The sequence below is a fragment of the Brevibacterium sp. GP-SGM9 genome, assembly GCF_047300845.1.
GTDB lineage: Bacteria > Actinomycetota > Actinomycetes > Actinomycetales > Brevibacteriaceae > Brevibacterium.
In genome coordinates, this window is record NZ_CP178563.1 from 3,698,810 (window position 1) to 3,718,046 (window position 19,237).

Genomic DNA, 19,237 nt, shown 5'->3' on the forward strand with positions numbered 1-19,237 from the left:
CAGCCTCGGGGCCGGGGCCGGGACCCGAGGCTCAGCCTCGGTGACCTGCTCAGCCTCGGCGGACCCGCTTGTCGACGCGAGCGAGCCACCACAGGCCGATGAGCGGCAGGATCAGCGGAATGAACCCGTAGCCGATTCCGAAGCTCGACCACACGGACGGCTTCGCGAAGTCCTCCGGATGGGTGAAGCTGAGGATGCCGACGACGATGACGCCGACGAACTCGATCACGCAGGAGGCGATCGCGATCCGGTGCGAGGTCCGGTTGCCGATGACCAAGCAGATCGTCGCGAGAATGTAGATGACGGCGGCGATGACCGAGAGCGAGTACGCGATCGGGGCGACGTCGAACTCGCGGATCACCTGATAGCCGGCACGAGCCGTGGCCGAGAGCGCGAAGATCGCATAGACCGCGGTCAGGGCGCGGCCCGGCCCGGTGTGCATCGCGGAATAGGGGGAGCGGGTCCCGATCGCCGCATCCTTCTTCTTCGCCCGTGAGCGTCCGTTCACTGCCAAATCTGGTCCATTCTCTCGATCATCACGATCACCGTCAGTCCACCCGCGGCGAGCACTCCCGGACCCCAGCGGCTGAGTTCTGCGAACGCCCAGAAGCCGGCGAGTCCGACCACGAGGATCGCGGTGAGGACATAGCCGAAGAACAGCAGGGGGTCGACATTCTCAGACGACCCGAATGCGGCAATCGAGACGATCAGCTGCGCGATGAGCAGCAGCAGGAGCAGCGCGGTGACACCGAGGAGCAGTCTGCCGGCCGGACGGTTGCGGATGGTTTCGACGATCGACCACACGCTGAGCACGGCTGAGACGGCATAGAGCACGAAGGTGAAAACGGTGAACACCCGGCCCAGTTTAGTCCGCCCGCACCGCCGTGGGGGATCCGGGCACCGTCGTGACCGGCGGGAACCGGGTGAGATGCGGCACTGCTCCTGGCCGAAGTCGGCCACACGGCCTAAAATCGAAAGGGTGCCCATCTATCTCGATCATGCCGCCACCTCGCCGATGCCCGCCGAGGTGCTCGACGTGTACACCGCGGAACTGGCCAGGCGCGCCAACCCCTCGGCCCTGCACGCCGTCGGACAGGCCGCTCGGATGCGCATCGAACAGGCTCGTGAGGACATCGCCGACGCGGTCGGCGCCGCCACCTCCTCGGAGGTCATCTTCACCTCCGGAGGCACCGAGGCCGACAACTTCGCACTCAAAGGCCTCTACCTGGCCCGCAACGGCGGCAGCTTCGACGCCCCCGCCCGGCCCCGCGTGCTCACCTCGACGATCGAACACCACGCGATCCTCGACTCCGTGGAATGGCTCGAGACCCAAGGCGCCGAGGTCGTCTCGCTCGATGTCGACGCCGAGGGCAGGCTCGATCTCGATGCCGCCCTGGCCGAACTGCGCCGCGAGCCCGAGCGCACCGCCGTGATCAGCATCATGGCCGCGAACAACGAGATCGGCACCATCCAGCCGATCGCCGAGATCGGAGCTGCGGCCAAGGAGCTCGGGGTGCCCTTCCACATCGACGCCGTCCAGGCTCTCGGGCAGATCCCGTTGGACTTCGCCGCACTCGGCGCCACCGCGATGACCATCACCGCCCACAAGATCGGCGGACCCGTGGGCATCGGCGCCCTCCTCCTCGACCGGGCCGCAGCGCCGGCCCCGATCCTCCACGGCGGAGGGCAGGAGCGCGGCGTCCGGTCGGGCACCCTCGACGTCGCGGGGGCCGTGGCCTTCGCCAAGGCCGTTGAACTGTCCACCGGAGATCTCGAGCACCGGGCCGCGGGATTCACAGCACTGCGTGATCGTCTCATCGACGGAATCGAATCGACGATCGACGGTGCCCGTCTCTCCGGTCGCCGAGGCAGGGGCCGGCTTCCCGCGAACGCGCACTTCACCTTCACCGGGTGTGAGGGAGATTCGCTGCTCTTCGGACTCGATGCCAGAGGCCTGGCCACCTCGACGGGATCGGCCTGCTCTGCCGGAGTCTCCCGGCCCTCCCACGTGCTGCTGGCCTGCGGCATGGATGAGGACACGGCCCGCTCAGCTCAGCGCTTCAGCCTCGGCCATGACACCATCGAAGCCGAGGTCGACGCCCTCCTCGAAGTGCTGCCGGCCGTCGTCGATCAGGCTCGCCGGGCCGGAATGGTCTCGGCCACCCCACGTTGGATGCAAGGAGCATCATGAGAATTCTCGTCGCCATGTCCGGCGGGGTCGACTCCTCGGTCGCCGCCGCCCGCGCCGTCGATGCCGGACACGAGGTCGTCGGCGTCCATCTGGCGCTGTCCCGCATGCCCGGAACCCTGCGCACGGGTTCGCGGGGCTGCTGCACGATCGAGGACTCCCGCGACGCCCACCGGGTGGCGGGCATGCTTGGCATCCCCTTCTACGTGTGGGACTTCTCCGAGCGGTTCAAGGAGGACATCGTCGATGACTTCATTGCCGAATACGCCGCCGGCCGCACCCCCAATCCGTGCATGCGCTGCAATGAGCGGATCAAGTTCGCCGCTCTCCTCGACCGTGCCCTGGCTCTGGGCTTCGACGCCATCGCCACCGGCCACTATGCCGAGGTGATCCGCGATTCCGAGGGCAACCCCGAACTCCACCGCGGCGAGGACCTGGCCAAGGACCAGTCCTATGTCCTCGGTGTGCTCACCGGTGAGCAGCTCGAACACTGCTACTTCCCGATCGGTGCCACCGCTTCGAAAGCCGAAGTCCGCGCCGAGGCGGCCGAACGCGGATTCTCCGTGGCCAACAAGCCGGACTCCTATGACATCTGCTTCATTCCCGACGGAGACACGAAGGCCTGGTTGGCCGACAAGATCCCGATGCGCCCCGGCCTGATCAAGGACGCCGAGGGCGAGGTCCTCGGGCAGCACGACGGTGCGATGACCTACACGATCGGGCAGCGCAAGGGCCTGGGCATCCAGAAGCCGGCCGCCGACGGCAAGCCGCGATTCGTCACCGGCCTCGACCCCGCCTCGAACACCGTGACCGTGGGTTCGCGGGCCGACCTCTCGGTCTCCCATCTCACCGGCATCCGCACCTCCTGGTGCGGTCCGGCCCCGGCCGACATCGGCGCCGAACCGGGCACCGCGATCGACTGCGAGGTCCAGATCCGGGCCCACAGTGACCCGGTCCCGGCCCGCGCCTGGCTCGGGGACTTCGTCGCCGAGGCACCCGAGCACGAAGTCATCCCCATCGTTGATGAGGTCGAGGTGCCGGCGGCCCGCCCCGCCGGCCAGCTCATGCACATCGACGTCGACGAAGAGCTCTCCGGCGTCGCCCCCGGCCAGACCATGGTCATCTACCGGGGCAGCCGAGTCCTCGGTCAGGCCACGATCGACCGCACCGCCAAGGACCGCCTCGGCGTCTGAGCAGCGTCTCCGATCGAGAGCCGCCCGGCGAGCGCAGGGCGGAGCATCGAGAGCCGACGTTGTGCAGTCTGCGCTCGACGCCCGGCTCTGCGCTCGAGGCTTGGCCCTTCGCTCGACGCCCGGTTGCGCGTTCGGGCCCGCGGTATCGGGGCGCGATAGTCTGGGAGTATGAAGGAATCTCCCCAGGATGTCGTCACGGCGCCGTACGGGACCTGGTCGTCACCGTTGAGTGCCGCCGAGGTGGCCGCGGGTGCCGCGCCCATCTTCGATGCCGCCTTCCGCGGGGACGAGATCTTCTACTCGACGAAGGTCCCGGCCGAGAACTCGCGGACCGGACTGATGCGGACCTCGCTGTCGCACCCGGGGCTTTCGGAACAGGTGCTGCCGGCGGAGTTCAACATCCGCTCGGCCGTCCACGAATACGGGGGAGGGGCGTGGGCCCTCGACCCCCGAAGTGAGGTCATCTACTTCGTCAACGCCCCGGATCAGCGGATCTGGCAGATCATTCCGGGACGCTCACCTCATGCGCTGACTCCGGACACCTCGGGGCGGATCCGCTACGGAGATCTGCACATGACTCCGTGGGGTCTGCTGTGTGTGCGCGAAGACTGCCGGTCCACTCAGCGGGAGCGGGCGATCGTCCTCATCACCCGGCACGGGACGACGAATGTGCTCTCCCGCAGGGCTCACTTCATGGCCTGGCCGAGGCTGAGCCCGGACGGCAGCACCCTGGCCTTCATCGGCTGGGAGCACCCGAACATGCCCTGGGATGCGACCACGCTGTGGCTCATTGACGTCCGCACCCCGGCCACGCCCATCCGCGCGAAGCTCTCCGGCGAAGAGGAGCACGCCGGTCAGAGACTCTCCCTGCAACAGCCCGAGTTTTCCTCCGACTCCTCGCTCATCCTCGGCTCCGACCACGACGGCCGCTGGGCTCTCTACTCCCTCGACTTCTCTCCGGTCGCCGACACCGAGGCGGTTCGCGAGCCAGGAGTCCAGCCGCTGTACCCCGAACTCGGGATCTCCGACCTGCGGCCCGTCCTCGACACCGGTGCCGAGATCGGCGGGGCACTGTGGCAGCTCGGCGCCCGGTGGTATCTCAGGGATGCAGAGGAGATCTGGGTCCACTCACAATCCGCGACGGCGACGCTGGTGCGCACACCCGCCTCCGCGAAGGGATCCGGCGGATTCGAAGAGGTCAACTCGACCGGGGAGACCTTCGGCAGCCTCGAACTCCATGACCTCGGTCGCACGCATCTGCTGCTGACGGCGAAATCGAGCGACCGCACCGGGGTGCTCTACGCCGTCGACCGGGCCACAGGACTCTACTCGGAGATCGCGCGGGAGCGTCTCGACGCCCACCACGACTACTACACACACCCCTACGCGACCGAACTCGGCGGGGTGCCCGTGGTGATCAACCCGCCGCACAATCCGCGCTTCGCCGCCCTCGACCGTGAACTCCCGCCCTTCCTCGTCTCTATCCATGGCGGTCCCACCGGCCAGGCCACCCCGGAGATGGCGGCGCGCACCAGCTACTTCACCTCCCGGGGAATCGGTGTGCTCGAGGTCAACTACGGCGGTTCGACCGGCTTCGGACGGCGCTGGCGTGAGCGCCTGGAAGGACAGTGGGGCATCGTCGACGTCGATGACACCGTCGCCGCCGTCGCCGGCCTCGTGGAGGCGGGTCTGGCCGATCCGAAGCGGATCGCGATCACCGGAGCCTCCTCCGGCGGATGGACGGTGCTCTCGGCACTGGCCTCGACCGATGTCTTCGCCTGCGGCACCTCGTACTTCGGAGTCACCGACCTCATGCGCTTCGTCGTGGACACTCACGACTTCGAGGCCCACTACATCGACGGCCTCGTGGGCCGCTGGCCCGACGCCCACGACGAATACATCACACGCTCTCCGGTCAGACGGGTCACCGAGATCAGCGTCCCAGTGGCCGTCATGCAGGGCGACCGCGACCCGATCGTCCCGCCCACTCAGGCCAAGGACTTCGTCGATGCCCTCGACTACGCCGGAGTGGAGTACATTTACCGTCTGTACAAGGGCGAATCCCATGGCTTCGTCCGGGCCGAGACCATCATCGATTCCCTGGAAAGCGAGTTCGGATTCTATGTCGACGTCTTCGGAATCCCGCGCAGCCGCCGTCATGTCTGAGGCGCTCCGCGGATCTGCCGGTTCGCAGCTTGGCGAGGCGGACGCGAGCGTCTCCGACCCGCAGACGCCGTCCCGAGTGCTCCCCGCGGCGACGACGACCGGCATCTGGATCCCCGGCCAGACCACGACCAATCCCGGCTACGACCACGCCACCAGCCCGGTCAGGCAGGCGGCCGCAACCGCATTCGACATCCTCGGCGAACAGCTCCCGCCCGTGCCCCTGAGTGCCCACCGCGCCGAGGGCCGCTGGGGCGCCGATGCGATCGGTCGTGCCGTGAGTCTGCTCAGCGAACTCCACGTCGACCGGACCTCCTTCGGCTGGCGTCTGACCGCCTCGGCGGGCAAGGACGAACGTCTCGAGGACTCGGCCCTCGGCGAGGCCTTCGACGCGATCGCCGAATACGCCGAAGGCTTCACCGGTCAGATCCAACTCTCTCTGCCCGGGCCGTGGACGCTCGTGACCGCACTCAATCTCAGCTCGGGTTCCGCGGTGCTCGCCGACCACGGGGCGCGCCGCGACGTCATTCAGGCCTACGCGTACGGCATCTCGGGCTTCGCCGAGAAGCTGCGCCGACTGGGAGTCCAGCCGACCGTCCGTCTCGTCGAGTCGCGGCTCCACCCCGTGCTCACCGGCACCTGGCCCACCGTCTCCGGATGGCGCACCTTGCCGGCCGTCGCCGAATCTCAGGTCTACGCCGCCCTCCAATCGACCCTGCGCCACCTGCCGTCGACCGTGCTGGCCCTGCCCGACCTGCGGTCCGTGCACCTGCGAGGCAAGGAGATCCCCGCCGCCGAGGTGGTCCGATCCACCGGTGCGAACGCCGTGTCAGTGCCGTTGGCTACCCTGAAAGCACATGGATGGGAGCAGCTGGCCATGATCGCCGAGGCGGGGCTCGGGACCTGGCTGCACCTGCCCGTCGGAGCCGGATCGAGACCGCAGGAGGTGAAGCACTGGACGCAGCGCATCACCCAGCCGTGGACGCGCATCGGCATGGGGGCCGCCACCCTGCGCGATTTCGGGATGGTCTCCGGTCCGGAGCTGCCGCTGGGCCACCCGCCGCTGCTGGACGAGCACGCACCGACCACGAGCGACAGCAGCCAGGCCACGATGATGATCGCCGCTGGAGTGCGGCGTGCCCTTGAGGAGACCGAATGACCACGAAACCTGAGGACTCGGAACAGTCAGCCGCCGAGGCCGTCGCCGATGCGGATGGGCCGGACAAGGATCTCTCTGCAGCGGATTTCTCCGGCGCGGACTTCTCCGACACAGACCTCTCCGATGCCACCGCACGTGCCCAGGCCCACGCCGGGCTCGTCGAGCAGATCGAGAAGTACCGCGAAGCGTACTATCAGGATTCCCTGCTCGTCGCCGACGCCGAATACGATGACCTCGTCCACCGCCTCGAAGACCTCGAACAGGCCTATCCCGAGCTCGTCACCGACTCCTCACCGACGCAGACAGTCGGCGGAGTCGTCGACACCTCGACCTTCGACCCCGTCGAGCACATCGGACGGATGTACAGTCTGGACAACGTCTTCGACTTCGAGGAGCTGCGGGCCTGGTACGAGCGGACGCGGTCGGCGGTCTCGGCACGATCGAAGTTCCTCTGCGAACTCAAGATCGACGGACTGGCCGTCAACCTTCTCTACCGCGACGGCGAACTCGTCCGCGCGGCCACTCGCGGGGATGGCCGCATCGGTGAGGACATCACCGCCAACGTCCGCACCATCGCCGACATCCCGACCCGGCTCGACACGGACTACCCTCCGGCCGAGGTCGAGATCCGCGGAGAGGTGTTCTTCCCGCTGGAGAAGTTCACCGAACTCAACGCCTCCCTCGTCGCCGAGGGCAAGGCCCCCTTCGCGAACCCCCGCAACTCCGCGGCAGGATCCCTGCGCCAGAAAGACCCGGCGGTCACTGCCAGGCGGCCGCTGCACATGCTCGTCCACGGCATCGCCGTATGGACCCCAGCCGATGATTCGCATCCGGAGCCGGCCCACCAGTCGGAGGTCTACGAGGCCTTCCGCGACTGGGGCCTGCCGATCAGCGAGTACTACAAGGTGTTCGAGACCGTCGACGAGATCGAGGATTTCGTCGCCTACTACGGCGAGCACCGCCACGACGTGACCCACGAGATCGACGGCATCGTCATCAAGGTCGATGACATCGCCGTCCAGGAGACCCTCGGGTATACCTCCCGGGCGCCGAGGTGGGCGACCGCCTACAAATACCCGCCCGAGGAGGTCACTACGAAGCTGCTCGACATCCAGGTTCAGGTCGGTCGCACCGGGCGGGTGACTCCGTTCGCGGTGATGGAGCCGGTGACCGTGGCCGGTTCGACCGTGGAGAGGGCGACCCTGCACAACGGATACGAGGTCAAACGCAAGGGCGTGCTCATCGGCGATACCGTCACCCTGCGCAAGGCCGGTGACGTCATTCCCGAGGTGCTCGGACCGGTGGTGGCCCAGCGCGACGGCAGCGAGCACGAATTCGTCATGCCCACTGACTGTCCCTCGTGCGGAACGAAGCTCGGTGAGCAGAAGGAGGGCGACAAGGATCTGCGCTGCCCGAACTCGCGGTCGTGCCCTGCACAGTTGGCCAACCGCATCTTCTACCTCGCCTCCCGGGCCGCCTTCGACATCGAAGCGCTCGGTGAGGAGGCGGCACTGGCGCTGACTGCGCCGGCCGAACCCGAGCAGCCGCCGCTGACCTCGGAGGCCTACCTGTTCGATCTCACTGCCGACGACCTCGCCGAGGTCAAGATCTGGCGGAACAAAAAGGTCAAGGGAGTCGAAACGGGGGAGCGGGAACTTGTTCCCTACTTCTACACGCGCGGGACCGCGAAGAAGCCGAGCGCACCGAGCGCGAACACGAAGAAGCTCTTCGAGGAGCTGGAGAAGGCGCGTGATCAGGACCTGTGGCGGGTTCTCGTGGCCCTGTCGATCCGGCACGTCGGGCCGACGGCCGCGCGGACCCTGGCCGCACGCTTCCGCACTCTCGAGGCGATCCGCGCGGCCGACCTCGAGGAGCTCTCTGCCGTCGACGGGATCGGCTCGACGATCGCCGCGAGCCTGCGCGACTGGTTCGACGTCGATTGGCATATCGAGATCATCGAAGCCTGGGCCGCCGCCGGGGTCCGGATGGAGGACGAGGAGCAGGAAGCCGGGGCGCAGACCCTCGAGGGACTGACGATCGTCGCCACGGGGTCGCTGTCCACCTTCACCCGCGACGGCATCAAGGAGGCGATCCTCGGCGCCGGAGGCAAGGCAGCGAGTTCGGTGTCGAAGAAGACCGACTATGTCGTCGCCGGTGAGAACGCGGGATCGAAGCTCGAGAAGGCCGAGTCCCTGGGCGTGCCGGTCCTCGATGAGGACGAGTTCCGGACCCTGTTGGAGACCGGCAGCCTCGGCTGAAGCGGCGGGTCCGGTCGGTGACCGATCTCACGCTTCGCACCGATCCGTCACCGAACATCAAGCTGTGTCACAGCCGGAATCAAGTCGGGGGACAGTTTGCGGTGGGAGAGTGGGGGACATGAAGTCGATTCCCCGGCTGATCGCCGGAACAGCCGTGGTTCTCGCCGCCGTCCTCACCGCCGCACCCGTGACCGCGGGCATCGCCGACCTCGTCCTCAATCCGGGCCAGCAGCCCGCCAAACGTGCGGCGCCGTCGGCACTGCCCGGGGCTTCGACCGCCCCGACGGTGCTGAGCCGACACCGTGATGACGACGCCGATGAGGACACCGAGGGCGGATCTGGCACGTTCACGATCGTCTCCGATCGCGACTCTTCGGCTGAGCCGACCGCAGCCACCGAGCACACCGCCGCTACCGGCGCCACCGACGATTCTGCCGCTTCCGGCGCTCCCCTTGCACCTGTCGCCTCCTCGGCACACGCCGCCGGACTCGTCGCGCTCACCGCCGCCGACGCCGACTCCCGGGTCAGTGAACTCGCCGGCGACCTGCAGGCCGGAGTCGCAGCCGGGGAATTCTCCCAGGCCGACGCCGACCGTGTCCTCGGCGACCTCTCGAGCTACATCCGCGGCGAACGCACCTGGCCGGAGCGCACCGTCGCCTGACTCCCTAGCCGCAGCACCACCTCGGCGAACGCCTGCCCGCGCTCTGCCCACCTTGACGCCCTGCCGCCCGTCCGCCCGTACCCCGGCCCTGTCACAGTGCCCCAGCACCGCCTCGGCGCAGCTCACATCCGACCGCCCCGAACCTGGCCGCGGGACGGACTAGACTGGGGGCGAGCAAACAGAGACGATGAAAGGCAGGGAATGACGGAGTCCTCCGCAATCACCCCCGAGCAGGTCGAGCATTTGGCTTCGCTGTCTCGGATCGCCATGGGCGAGGACGAGCTGAACGCGCTCGCCGGTGATCTGACCACAATTCTTAAGAACGTCGCCAGGGTCAACGAAGTGGCCGGCGATGATGTGCCCGCAACGAGCCACCCGATCGCACTGACGAACGTGCTGCGCCCCGATGTCGTCGGTGAGACGCTGACCAGCGAACAGGCCCTGGCCTCGGCTCCGGCAGCGGCCGACGACAAGTTCCTCGTCCCCCAGATCCTCGGGGAGGAATGATGAGCGAACTGACCTCCAAGAGCGCCCTCGAACTCGCCGCAGGACTGAAATCCGGCGAGTTCTCCTCCGTCGACGTCACCCGGGCCCACCTCGACCGCATCCACGCCACCGAGGAGGACTTCCACTCCTTCATCACCGTCACCGATGAGCTCGCGCTCGAGACCGCGCAGGCCGTCGACGCCCAGCGTGCCGCCGGTGCCGAGGTCCACGCCCTGGCCGGAGTGCCCGTGGCACTCAAGGACCTCGTCGTCACCGAGGGAGTGCGCACGACCGCAGGCTCGAAGATGCTCGAGAACTGGGTGCCGCCCTACGAATCCACCGTGCATAAGAAGGTCAAGGCAGCCGGCCTGCCGGTGCTGGGCAAGACCAACCTCGACGAGTTCGCGATGGGGTCGACCACCGAGCACTCGGCCTTCGGCGACACCCGCAACCCGTGGAACCTCGAGCACGTGCCCGGCGGTTCCTCCGGCGGTGCCGCCGCGGCCCTCGCCGGCTTCCAGGCACCGCTGTCGGTGGGCACCGACACGGGCGGCTCCGTCCGCCAGCCCGCCGCCTTCACCGGTACCGTCGGCGTCAAACCGACCTACGGTTCGATCTCCCGCTTCGGCATCATCGCGATGGCCTCGAGCCTCGACCAGGTCGGCCCGATGGGCCGATCTGTCGCCGATGCCGCGGCCCTGCACGAACTGCTGGCCGGCCACGATCCGCTCGACTCGACCTCGCTGCCCGACGAGGTGGCAGGCTTCCTGAGCGCCGCCCAGACTTCTGATCTCACTGGCAAGAAGCTCGGTGTGATCAAGCAGCTGCGAGGCGAGGGCTACCAGGACGGGGTTCGCGATGCGTTCTCCGCGGCCCTCGAGACCGCCGCGGCCGCAGGTGCCGAGATCGTCGAGGTCGACTGCCCGGCGATCTCCTACGCCCTCGACGCCTACTACCTGATCATGCCCTCCGAGGTGTCCTCGAACCTGGCCCGCTACGACGGCATGCGCTACGGCCTACGCGTCGAACCCGAGTCCGGTCCCGTCACCGCTGAGACCGTCATGGCCGCCACTCGTGCCGCCGGCTTCGGCTCCGAGGTCAAACGCCGCATCATCCTCGGCACCTACGCCCTCTCGGCCGGCTACTACGACGCCTACTACGGTTCGGCGCAGAAGATCCGCACATTGGTCCAGAACGACTTCGCCAAGGCCTTCGAATCGTGCGACGTCCTCGTGTCCCCGACGGCACCGACGACCGCACTGAAGTTCGGCGCCGAGGCGGACGCCGATCCCATGGCCCTCTACCTCGGGGACGTCGCCACCATCCCGGCGAACCTCGCCGGCATCCCGGGGCTGTCCCTGCCCGCCGGTCTGGCCGACGGCCTGCCCGTCGGATTCCAGATCGTCGCTCCGGCCCGTGAAGACGTGAAGCTCTACGAGGTGGCCGGACCGCTCGAGGCGGCACTGGAATCGGCCGGCGGACGAGTGCTCGACACCCTCGCGGAAGGACTGCGGAAGTGAAATACGAAGAGGCGATCAAGAAGTACGATCCGGTCATCGGCATCGAGGTCCACGTCGAGCTCGGCACCGCGACCAAGATGTTCGACGCCGCCCCCAACACCTTCGGCGGCGGACCGAACTCGAACATCACCCCCACATCCCTCGGCCTGCCGGGTTCCCTTCCCGTGGTCAACGAGAAGGGCGTGGAGTATGCGATCAAGATCGGCCTGGCCATGGGCTGCGAGATCGCCGAGACCTGCCGCTTCGCCCGGAAGAACTACTTCTACCCGGACGTGCCCAAGGACTTCCAGACCAGCCAGTCCGATGAGCCCATCGCCGCCGAGGGACAGGTCGAGGTCGAACTCGAGGACGGAACCCTCGTCACGGTTCCCGTCGAGCGCGCCCATATGGAGGAAGACGCCGGGAAGAACACCCACATCGGCGGTGCGACCGGACGCATCCACGGTGCCGACCACTCCCTGGTCGACTACAACCGGGCCGGGGTTCCCCTCGTCGAGATCGTGACCCACCCGATCACCGGGACAGGGGAGCGGGCCCCCGAGGTGGCCGCCGCCTACGTCCGCACACTGCGTGACATCTTCCGTGCCCTCGGCGTCTCCGAGGCTCGCATGGAGCAGGGCAATGTCCGTGCCGACGTCAACGTGTCCCTGCGGGAGAGCCCCGAAGCACCTCTGGGCACCCGCACGGAGACGAAGAACGTCAACTCCTTCCGGTCGATCGAACGTGCCGTCCGCTTCGAGATCGCCCGCCAGGCGACCCGCCTCGAGGCCGGCGAATCGATCGTCCAGGAGACCCGGCACTTCCACGAGGACACCGGGGAGACCACCTCGGGGCGTCCGAAGTCCGATGCCGATGACTACCGGTACTTCCCGGAGCCGGACCTCGTGCCGCTGACGCCCAGCCGCGAATGGGTCGAGGAGCTGCGGACGAGTCTGCCCGAGCTGCCCGCGCAGAAGCGCCGCCGCCTCATTGCGGAATGGAGCTTCAGCGACCTCGAGATGCGCGATATCGTCAACGCCGGTCTGCTCGAAGCCATCGAGGACACCGTCAGCGCCGGAGCCAAGCCGGCCGCGGCCCGCAAATGGTGGACCGGTGAGGTCGCCCGCCTGGCCAACCAGGAGGACAAGCACCCCACCGAGCTCGTCACCCCGGCCCAGATCGCGGGCCTGACGGGACTCATCGATGAGGGCAAACTCAACGACAAGCTCGCCAAGGACGTGCTCACCGGCGTCGTCGCAGGCGAAGGCGAGCCCGCCGAGGTGATGAGTGCCCGCGGTCTCGAGATCGTCGAGGACACCGGTGCCCTGGAAGCCGCCGTCGACGAGGCGATCGCAGCGAACCCGGACGTGGTCGAGAAGATCAAGGGCGGGAAGATGCAGGCCATCGGCGCGCTCATGGGTCCGATCATGAAGGCCACCCGCGGTCAGGCCGACGCCGGAAAGGCCAAGGACCTCATCCTCGCGAAGCTGGGCGGCTGAGGACGACTCAGGATTGATCCAGCCACACCCTCTAGACTGTGCCACCAAGAGAATCATTCGAGTCTCAGGTACAGCGGGAGGGTGTGGCTGTTCGCATTCTTCCCGAGAATCGGCGTCGAGGTCGGCAGCCTCGAGGTGAGCGTGCACCACACGCGTGGAGGTGAGAGCCGTGGCTCAGTCGTGGAAGTCACTGTGGAAGAGCGAGTGCGGGAAATCAGTCCCGATCTATCGCGTCCTCGTGCCCGAGAGCGTCAACGAGGGCATCATGCGAGCCTGGAACGCCCGCGGCTACCGGTACACGGCCGGATCGCCGAGCGCGATCATGCTCACCGGCGGCATGAGCCGGAACTTCTTCCGCTCGAGCTTGATGTTCAAGGGCGGGACGGCCGCCGGCACCGCGGTGACCGCGGGCTTCGCCGCCCCCAGTGGTCTCGCCCTGCTGTCGGGCTTCGCCGATGCCGCACTGACCTTCGGCGCACTCGGCGGAACCGCCGCAGTGGGCACGGGAGTCTTCGCTGCGGTCACGGCCCCGAAGTACCTGCGCGATCCGAAACGGCTGAGCCGGAAGAACCGTTCGAAGGTCTCACAGGCGAAGTGGATCACCCCCGCAAGCCTCGGCTTCCAACCTGGTCGCAAAGAGGGCCGCGACACCGATGAGCAGCGTCTCTTCCACCTCGCCGTGACGATCGCCCGCAAGATCGTGCGGACACGGGCCTGGACCCATCCGATCCTGACAGAGCATGTCTCCCGCGTCGACCTCGACCACGCGGTGGCGTCGATCGGCATGCGCCTGCAGGAGCTGGTGCGCCTGCGCGAGGAAATCGAGAGCATCCGCGATGCGGGCACAGCGAAGTCCGTCGAAACCTACCTGTCCAAGCTCGCGGTGGCCTTCACCTCGATGGCCAATCGGGTGCGTTCGATGCACGAGTACTACGAGCGGCTGACCGAACTCGACCAGCAGCTCATGCTGCTGCACAATTCGGAGCGCTCCCGTGAACTCGGCGATCGCGTGCTCGACGTGCTCTCACGGACAGCGGCCGACGACTCGGCCGACTGGCAGTTCAGAGAACTGCGCATCGACGCCGAATCGCAGTCGTCGATCATCTCCGGTCTGGTCGCCGAACTCGATCAGACCGCCGATGACTTCGAGGACTTCGACACCCGCCTGGCCGCAGCCCAGCAATCCATCGAAAGCGCTCAGAAGTCCATCGAGTGATCACCGTCTGAGGCGGATGACCATCTGATACGGACGCAGGGTGTCTGTGTCCGAAGTCGGGTGTCAGTGACCGAAGGGATCCGGGTCGACTCCGGGCATCCACGACCGTCCCGGTTCGTTGTACCCGTTCTCCGCCTGCGCCTTCTTCCACTTCTTCGACCAGCGCTTGTCGAGCCGGTCGACATACAGCGTTCCCTGCAGGTGGTCGTATTCGTGCTGCATGATGCGGGCGAACCACCCCTCGGCGCTCAGCGTCACCGGTGCGCCGGTCTCATCGACTCCGTTGACCGTGACGCGATCGGCCCGCTTGAGCGGGAAGTCGAGGCTCGGCACCGACAGGCACCCCTCGGTCTCCTCATCCGGGTCCGGGCGAGTGTCCGGGATCTTCGAGGCGATGAGCACCGGATTGACGAACGTGCCGCGCCGGCGCACTCCCGAATCGTCCTCGGCGTTGAAGACGAAAATGGCTTTCCCGACCCCGATCTGCGGGGCGGCGAGGCCGACTCCATTGCTCGCATCGAGGGTCTCGTGCATATCGGCGACGAGGGCGGCGAGCTCCTCGTCGAAGTCGGTGATCTTCTCAGCTCGCCGGTGGAGGACGGGTTCGCCGCAGATGACGATGGGATGAATGGTCATGCGGACAATCGTATCGTTCTCCGCACCCGCGGCAGGAGCGTCCCCGGTGGTCAGAGACCGGCGGAGACCCGCCTCGGCGTCTCAGATCCGAAGTCACCGTCACCGGCGCCGAGGTGGGAGCCGGCACCCGGTTCTCGTGCGGGCTGAATCGCGACCGAGTCATATTGCTCAGCGGTTGAGCGTCGATTCGGGTCCCAGCACCGAGGCCCAACCGACGCCCTGTCAGCATATGACCTCATATGACCGGATATTTCGCCCCCAGCGAACAGTGATTGTTGAGCAACCGCCTGAGGAACATGCTCGGGGCTCGGGTGGTTATGATGGGTGCGAAGCGTCTCGTTTCACGAGATGAGATCAGCTGTTGAACCCTCCAGCTGGTGTTTGGGTGACGGTTGCGTCACAGCCTGCTGCGGCGGGCGAGCACAGAAGCGTGAAAGGACATATCTTGACCATCTTCAACAATGTCTCCGAACTGGTCGGCCGTACACCGCTGGTCCGCGTCAACAAGGCCAGCGAGCGCTCGGGCGCCGAGATCGTAGCCAAGCTCGAATCGTCCAACCCCGGCAACTCGGTCAAGGACCGCATCGGCGTGGCCATGATCGACGCAGCAGAGCAGTCTGGTGAGCTCAAGCCCGGTGGAACGATCGTCGAGGCCACCTCCGGCAACACCGGCATCGCGCTGGCGATGGTCGGCACCTCGCGCGGTTACAAGGTCGTCCTCACCATGCCCGAGTCGATGTCGAAGGAGCGCCGGGCCCTCCTGCGTGCCTTCGGTGCCGAACTCGTCCTCACGGACAAGGCTGCCGGGATGAAGGGCGCTGTGGAGAAGGCCGAAGAGGTCGCCGCCGAAGGCGCCGTGCTCGTGCGCCAGTTCGAGAACCAGGCCAATGTCGCCATCCACAAGGCCACCACCGGCCCCGAGATCCTCGCCGACACCGACGGCAAGGTCGACATCTTTGTTGCGGGAATCGGGACGGGCGGCACCATCTCCGGCGCCGGCGCGGCCCTGCGTGAGGCCAACCCCGATATCAAGATCGTCGCCGTCGAGCCCGCCGCATCGCCGCTATTGACCGAGGGCAAAGCGGGCCCGCACATGATCCAGGGTCTCGGCGCGAACTTCATCCCTGGCATCCTCGACACCGAAATCTACGATGAGGTCGTCGATGTCGACAACGAGGTGGCCATCGAGCGCGCCCGCGAAGTTGCCAAGGAAGAGGGCCTGTTGGTCGGAATCTCCTCGGGTGCCGCCCTTTTCGCTGCTGAGAAGGTCGGAGCGCGTCCGGAGAACGCCGGCAAGCGAATCGTTGTCATCATCCCGAGCTATGGCGAGCGCTACCTGTCGACTCCGCTGTTCTCCGAATACCTCGACTGATCACAGCAGCACCGGTCGGTCGCCTGCGAGGTTGACCGACGTGTGGGTGAGGGCGTCAAACTTGTGTTTGACGCCCTCACGCTGTTGACGAGGCCGACACCGGCGCCGGGATCGGTCGGGCTGAGCCTGGCCGGGTTGGGTCGGGCCGGGCTGGCCCGGCGAGCCGACGAGACGAATACCGCAACGAACCGAATGAGCGAGGACTGAACAGATGAAGGCACTGTGGACCGTGGCGGCAGCGGCAGTGGGAGCGGCAGCCTACGGGCTGAGCCGAAAGGACTTCCGGGCGGCGCTGCGCGAGGACCTCGACACCGTTCAGCGGCGCGATCCCGCGGCATCGAACGACTTCGTCTCCATCCTCTCCTACCCCGGCATGCATGCGATCTGGGCTCACCGCGGTCTCCACCGACTCTGGCAGCATGACGCAGGCAAAGTGCCCGCGCGGCTGATGTCCCAAGCGGTGCGTACGCTCACCGGTGTCGAGATCCACCCGGGCGCGCAGATTGGACGCCGCTTCTTCATCGACCACGCCAATGGAGTCGTCATCGGCGAGACCTCGGAGATCGGCGACGACGTCATGCTCTACCACCAGGTCACCCTGGGTGGGACCTCGATGGAGAAGACCAAGCGCCACCCGACACTGGGCAATCACGTGCTCGTCGGGGCGGGCGCGAAAATCCTCGGCCCTGTCGTCGTCGGCGACAACTCCTCCGTCGGAGCCAACGCGGTCGTCGTCAAGGACGTGCCCAGCGATTCGAGCGCGGTGGGCATCCCCGCCAAGGTCCGCGAGAAGAAGTCGGACGCCCCGGCCAGCGTGGACGAGAAGAAGACCGCATCGCCCGAGGCGGATTTCGAGCTCATCGATCCCGCGATCTGGATCTGAGCACCTTCTGAGGCCCGGCGCAGGCCGCCGGGAATACTTTCACCGCCGTGTCTGTTAAACTTTCAACTAATTACTTCAAAACTGAAGCATTGGTTCGAAGGGAGCTCGCTCGCAACGGGCTCGGAGCAGAAGGAGCAGCCATGGAATTCGGAATCTTCACCATCGGGGATGTCACCACGGACCCCACCGACGGCACCACCGTGTCGGAGCATCAGCGGATCAAGAACACGGTCGAGATCGCGAAGAAGGCCGAAGAGGTCGGCCTCGATGTCTTCGCCACCGGTCAGCATCACAACCCGCCCTTCGTCGCCCCCGCCAACCCGCCGGTTCTGCTCGCGAACATCGCCGCGCAGACGGAGAAGCTGAGGCTCTCGACGGCGACCACGCTCATCACCACCACCGATCCCGTGCGCATCGCCGAGGACTACTCCTACGCCCAGCACCTCTCGGAGGGCCGTATCAGCCTGATCATGGGCCGCGGCAACACCGGGCCGGTCTACCCCTGGTTCGGCAAAGACATCCGTTCGGGCATTCCGCTGGCCGTCGAGAACTACAACCTCCTCTACCGCCTTTGGCGCGAGAAGAACCTCGACTGGGAGGGCAAGTTCCGCACACCTCTCAACGGCTTCACGGTCACGCCGACGCCGCTCGATGAGGTCCCTCCCTTCGTCTGGCACGGGTCGATTCGCAGCCCTGAGATCGCCGAACAGGCCGCGTACTACGGAGACGGCTTCTTCCACAACAACATCTTCTGGCCGACCTCGCACACCGCGCGCATGGTCCAGCTCTACCGCCAGCGCTACGAATACTACGGCCACGGCACTGCCAGCCAGGCCATCGTCGGACTCGGCGGTCAGGTCTTCATGCGCAAGAACTCGCAGGATGCGGTCAAGGAGTTCCGTCCCTACTTCGACAACGCCCCGGTCTACGGCCACGGACCCAGCCTCGAGGACTTCTCGACGCAGACTCCGCTGACCGTCGGCTCGCCCCAGCAGGTCATCGAGCGCACCCTGGGCTTCCGGGACTGGGCGGGTGACTATCAGCGTCAGCTCTTCCTCATCGACCACGCCGGGCTGCCGCAGAAGACCGTGCTCGAGCAGCTCGACCTGCTCGGCGAAGAGGTCATTCCGGTGCTGCGCGAAGAATTCGCCAAGAATCGCCCCGCCGAGGTGCCCGACGCCCCGACCCACGAGTCACTCGTCCTCCGCCACCGTGAGGGCAGGGACCCCATCCCCGGAGGCGGAGAGGGATCGCGCGCATTCGCTGATCGGCAGACCCGTGCCGCGAAGGCCCAGGAAACAGGAGCAGAACGAGCATGAGCACACGCACCATCACCGTCCTCGCCGTGACCACCTCGCTGAGCGAGGACTCGAGCACGCTGAAGCTCTCGGATCGGATCCTCGCCGAGGCGGTCTCGGCGGGGGAGTCGACCGGCGTCACCGTGAGGACCGAGACCATCAATATCCGCAGTCTCGCCTCGGCGCTCACCGACATGGCGCTGACCGGGTTCCGATCCGAGGCGCTCGATGAGGCCTACTCCCGGGTCGCCGCGGCGGATGCGATCGTCACCGTCACACCCGTGTACAAGGTGGCTCCGGTCGGTCTGCACACGCTGTTCTGGCAGCTCATCGACGAGAAGTCCCTCGTCGGCAAGGCCGTGCTCATCGCCTCCACCGGTGGCACCCCGCGTCACTCCCAGGCCGGCGAGACCGCGCTGCGACCGATGCTGTCCTACCTCAAGGGCATCGTCGTCCCGACCACGGTCTTCGCGGCCACGGACGACTGGGGCAGCATCGAGGGCGGGCGCAGCCTCACCGCTCGAGTCCGGCAGGCCGGCGAGGAGCTCATCGGCCTTGCCGGCGACCTGAGCGGGATCGCCGGCGCCTCGGGCCCAGCTCGCGCCGATGCCGCGTCGACCTCGACCGGCGAGTTCGGGCGAGCGACCGGGCGCCGTGCTCCCAGCATCGACGAGGAGTTCGACCCCGAGCGCATCACCCCCTTTGCCCAGCTGCTCGAGGGCTGAT

General features: G+C 67.1%; 17 protein-coding genes. 14 read left to right on the top strand and 3 right to left on the bottom strand.

What is annotated here, in order from left to right; genetic code table 11:
* Window positions 1-49: 49 nt before the first annotated feature.
* Together ACH82I_RS16560 and ACH82I_RS16565 are read right to left on the bottom strand one after the other, a co-directional pair.
* Entirely contained in the window at window positions 50-442 is a 393-nt protein-coding gene (locus tag ACH82I_RS16560; RefSeq protein WP_230745186.1) for a hypothetical protein, read from the bottom strand.
* A gap of 62 nt (window positions 443-504) precedes the next feature.
* Complete coding sequence (locus tag ACH82I_RS16565; protein WP_230744968.1) at window positions 505-855, bottom strand: hypothetical protein; 351 nt, start codon at window positions 853-855, stop codon at window positions 505-507.
* Window positions 856-979: 124 nt separating this feature from the next.
* On the opposite strand from ACH82I_RS16565, the gene ACH82I_RS16570 reads away from it, so the two are divergent.
* From ACH82I_RS16570 to ACH82I_RS16615, 10 genes are all read left to right on the top strand, one after another.
* The gene (locus ACH82I_RS16570; protein ID WP_230744969.1) at window positions 980-2,191 is read left to right on the top strand and encodes a cysteine desulfurase family protein; all 1,212 of its coding nucleotides are present in this window, start codon (window positions 980-982) and stop codon (window positions 2,189-2,191) included.
* Entirely contained in the window at window positions 2,188-3,381 is a 1,194-nt protein-coding gene (gene mnmA / locus ACH82I_RS16575; protein ID WP_413334195.1) for a tRNA 2-thiouridine(34) synthase MnmA, read from the top strand. The genes ACH82I_RS16570 and mnmA overlap by 4 nt, the downstream gene beginning before the upstream one ends.
* A 168-nt stretch (window positions 3,382-3,549) precedes the next feature.
* Entirely contained in the window at window positions 3,550-5,547 is a 1,998-nt protein-coding gene (locus ACH82I_RS16580) for a prolyl oligopeptidase family serine peptidase (protein ID WP_413334197.1), read from the top strand.
* Window positions 5,540-6,703 carry a hypothetical protein gene (locus tag ACH82I_RS16585; protein ID WP_413334198.1) on the top strand — a complete coding sequence of 388 codons (1,164 nt, stop codon included), beginning with the start codon at window positions 5,540-5,542 and terminating at the stop codon, window positions 6,701-6,703. The genes ACH82I_RS16580 and ACH82I_RS16585 overlap by 8 nt, the downstream gene beginning before the upstream one ends.
* Entirely contained in the window at window positions 6,700-8,961 is a 2,262-nt protein-coding gene (gene ligA / locus ACH82I_RS16590) for an NAD-dependent DNA ligase LigA (RefSeq protein WP_413334200.1), read from the top strand. The genes ACH82I_RS16585 and ligA overlap by 4 nt, the downstream gene beginning before the upstream one ends.
* Before the next feature lie 118 nt (window positions 8,962-9,079).
* Window positions 9,080-9,622: a hypothetical protein gene (locus tag ACH82I_RS16595; RefSeq protein WP_413334202.1), complete on the top strand. Its 543-nt coding sequence runs from the start codon at window positions 9,080-9,082 to the stop codon at window positions 9,620-9,622.
* 201 nt (window positions 9,623-9,823) lie between these two features.
* Complete coding sequence (gatC, locus tag ACH82I_RS16600; RefSeq protein ID WP_230744975.1) at window positions 9,824-10,129, top strand: Asp-tRNA(Asn)/Glu-tRNA(Gln) amidotransferase subunit GatC; 306 nt, start codon at window positions 9,824-9,826, stop codon at window positions 10,127-10,129.
* On the top strand, window positions 10,129-11,628 hold the full coding sequence (gene gatA, locus ACH82I_RS16605; protein WP_413334204.1) for an Asp-tRNA(Asn)/Glu-tRNA(Gln) amidotransferase subunit GatA: 1,500 nt from the start codon (window positions 10,129-10,131) through the stop codon (window positions 11,626-11,628). The genes gatC and gatA overlap by 1 nt, the downstream gene beginning before the upstream one ends.
* Window positions 11,625-13,106 carry an Asp-tRNA(Asn)/Glu-tRNA(Gln) amidotransferase subunit GatB gene (gatB, locus tag ACH82I_RS16610; RefSeq protein WP_413334206.1) on the top strand — a complete coding sequence of 494 codons (1,482 nt, stop codon included), beginning with the start codon at window positions 11,625-11,627 and terminating at the stop codon, window positions 13,104-13,106. The genes gatA and gatB overlap by 4 nt, the downstream gene beginning before the upstream one ends.
* Before the next feature lie 169 nt (window positions 13,107-13,275).
* Window positions 13,276-14,322 carry a hypothetical protein gene (locus ACH82I_RS16615; protein WP_413334208.1) on the top strand — a complete coding sequence of 349 codons (1,047 nt, stop codon included), beginning with the start codon at window positions 13,276-13,278 and terminating at the stop codon, window positions 14,320-14,322.
* Between the two features lie 63 nt (window positions 14,323-14,385).
* Here the strand turns inward: ACH82I_RS16615 and def are convergent, their stop codons facing one another.
* Window positions 14,386-14,958 (bottom strand): peptide deformylase, encoded by a 573-nt coding sequence (def, locus tag ACH82I_RS16620; protein WP_413334209.1) that lies wholly within the window; start codon window positions 14,956-14,958, stop codon window positions 14,386-14,388.
* Between the two features lie 445 nt (window positions 14,959-15,403).
* Between def and cysK the strand changes: the two genes are divergently transcribed.
* The 4 genes from cysK to ACH82I_RS16640 all read left to right on the top strand — a co-directional run bounded on the left by cysK (window position 15,404) and on the right by ACH82I_RS16640 (window position 19,236).
* Window positions 15,404-16,330 (top strand): cysteine synthase A, encoded by a 927-nt coding sequence (gene cysK, locus ACH82I_RS16625; protein ID WP_230744980.1) that lies wholly within the window; start codon window positions 15,404-15,406, stop codon window positions 16,328-16,330.
* Window positions 16,331-16,541: 211 nt separating this feature from the next.
* The gene (gene epsC, locus ACH82I_RS16630) at window positions 16,542-17,213 is read left to right on the top strand and encodes a serine O-acetyltransferase EpsC (protein WP_413334210.1); all 672 of its coding nucleotides are present in this window, start codon (window positions 16,542-16,544) and stop codon (window positions 17,211-17,213) included.
* A 140-nt stretch (window positions 17,214-17,353) separates the two neighbouring features.
* On the top strand, window positions 17,354-18,532 hold the full coding sequence (locus ACH82I_RS16635) for an LLM class flavin-dependent oxidoreductase (protein WP_413334211.1): 1,179 nt from the start codon (window positions 17,354-17,356) through the stop codon (window positions 18,530-18,532).
* On the top strand, window positions 18,529-19,236 hold the full coding sequence (locus ACH82I_RS16640) for an NAD(P)H-dependent oxidoreductase (protein WP_413334212.1): 708 nt from the start codon (window positions 18,529-18,531) through the stop codon (window positions 19,234-19,236). The genes ACH82I_RS16635 and ACH82I_RS16640 overlap by 4 nt, the downstream gene beginning before the upstream one ends.
* The last annotated feature ends 1 nt before the right edge of the window (window position 19,237 follow it).

Coding starts and splice junctions, on each gene's coding strand:
- ACH82I_RS16560 (WP_230745186.1), bottom strand. CDS start 442: ATGCACACCGGGCCGGGCCGCGCCCTGACCGCGGTCTATGCGATCTTC.
- ACH82I_RS16640 (WP_413334212.1), top strand. CDS start 18,529: ATGAGCACACGCACCATCACCGTCCTCGCCGTGACCACCTCGCTGAGC.
- ACH82I_RS16585 (WP_413334198.1), top strand. CDS start 5,540: ATGTCTGAGGCGCTCCGCGGATCTGCCGGTTCGCAGCTTGGCGAGGCG.
- gatA (WP_413334204.1), top strand. CDS start 10,129: ATGAGCGAACTGACCTCCAAGAGCGCCCTCGAACTCGCCGCAGGACTG.
- ACH82I_RS16635 (WP_413334211.1), top strand. CDS start 17,354: ATGGAATTCGGAATCTTCACCATCGGGGATGTCACCACGGACCCCACC.
- epsC (WP_413334210.1), top strand. CDS start 16,542: ATGAAGGCACTGTGGACCGTGGCGGCAGCGGCAGTGGGAGCGGCAGCC.
- ACH82I_RS16580 (WP_413334197.1), top strand. CDS start 3,550: ATGAAGGAATCTCCCCAGGATGTCGTCACGGCGCCGTACGGGACCTGG.
- ligA (WP_413334200.1), top strand. CDS start 6,700: ATGACCACGAAACCTGAGGACTCGGAACAGTCAGCCGCCGAGGCCGTC.
- def (WP_413334209.1), bottom strand. CDS start 14,958: ATGACCATTCATCCCATCGTCATCTGCGGCGAACCCGTCCTCCACCGG.
- mnmA (WP_413334195.1), top strand. CDS start 2,188: ATGAGAATTCTCGTCGCCATGTCCGGCGGGGTCGACTCCTCGGTCGCC.
- ACH82I_RS16595 (WP_413334202.1), top strand. CDS start 9,080: ATGAAGTCGATTCCCCGGCTGATCGCCGGAACAGCCGTGGTTCTCGCC.
- gatC (WP_230744975.1), top strand. CDS start 9,824: ATGACGGAGTCCTCCGCAATCACCCCCGAGCAGGTCGAGCATTTGGCT.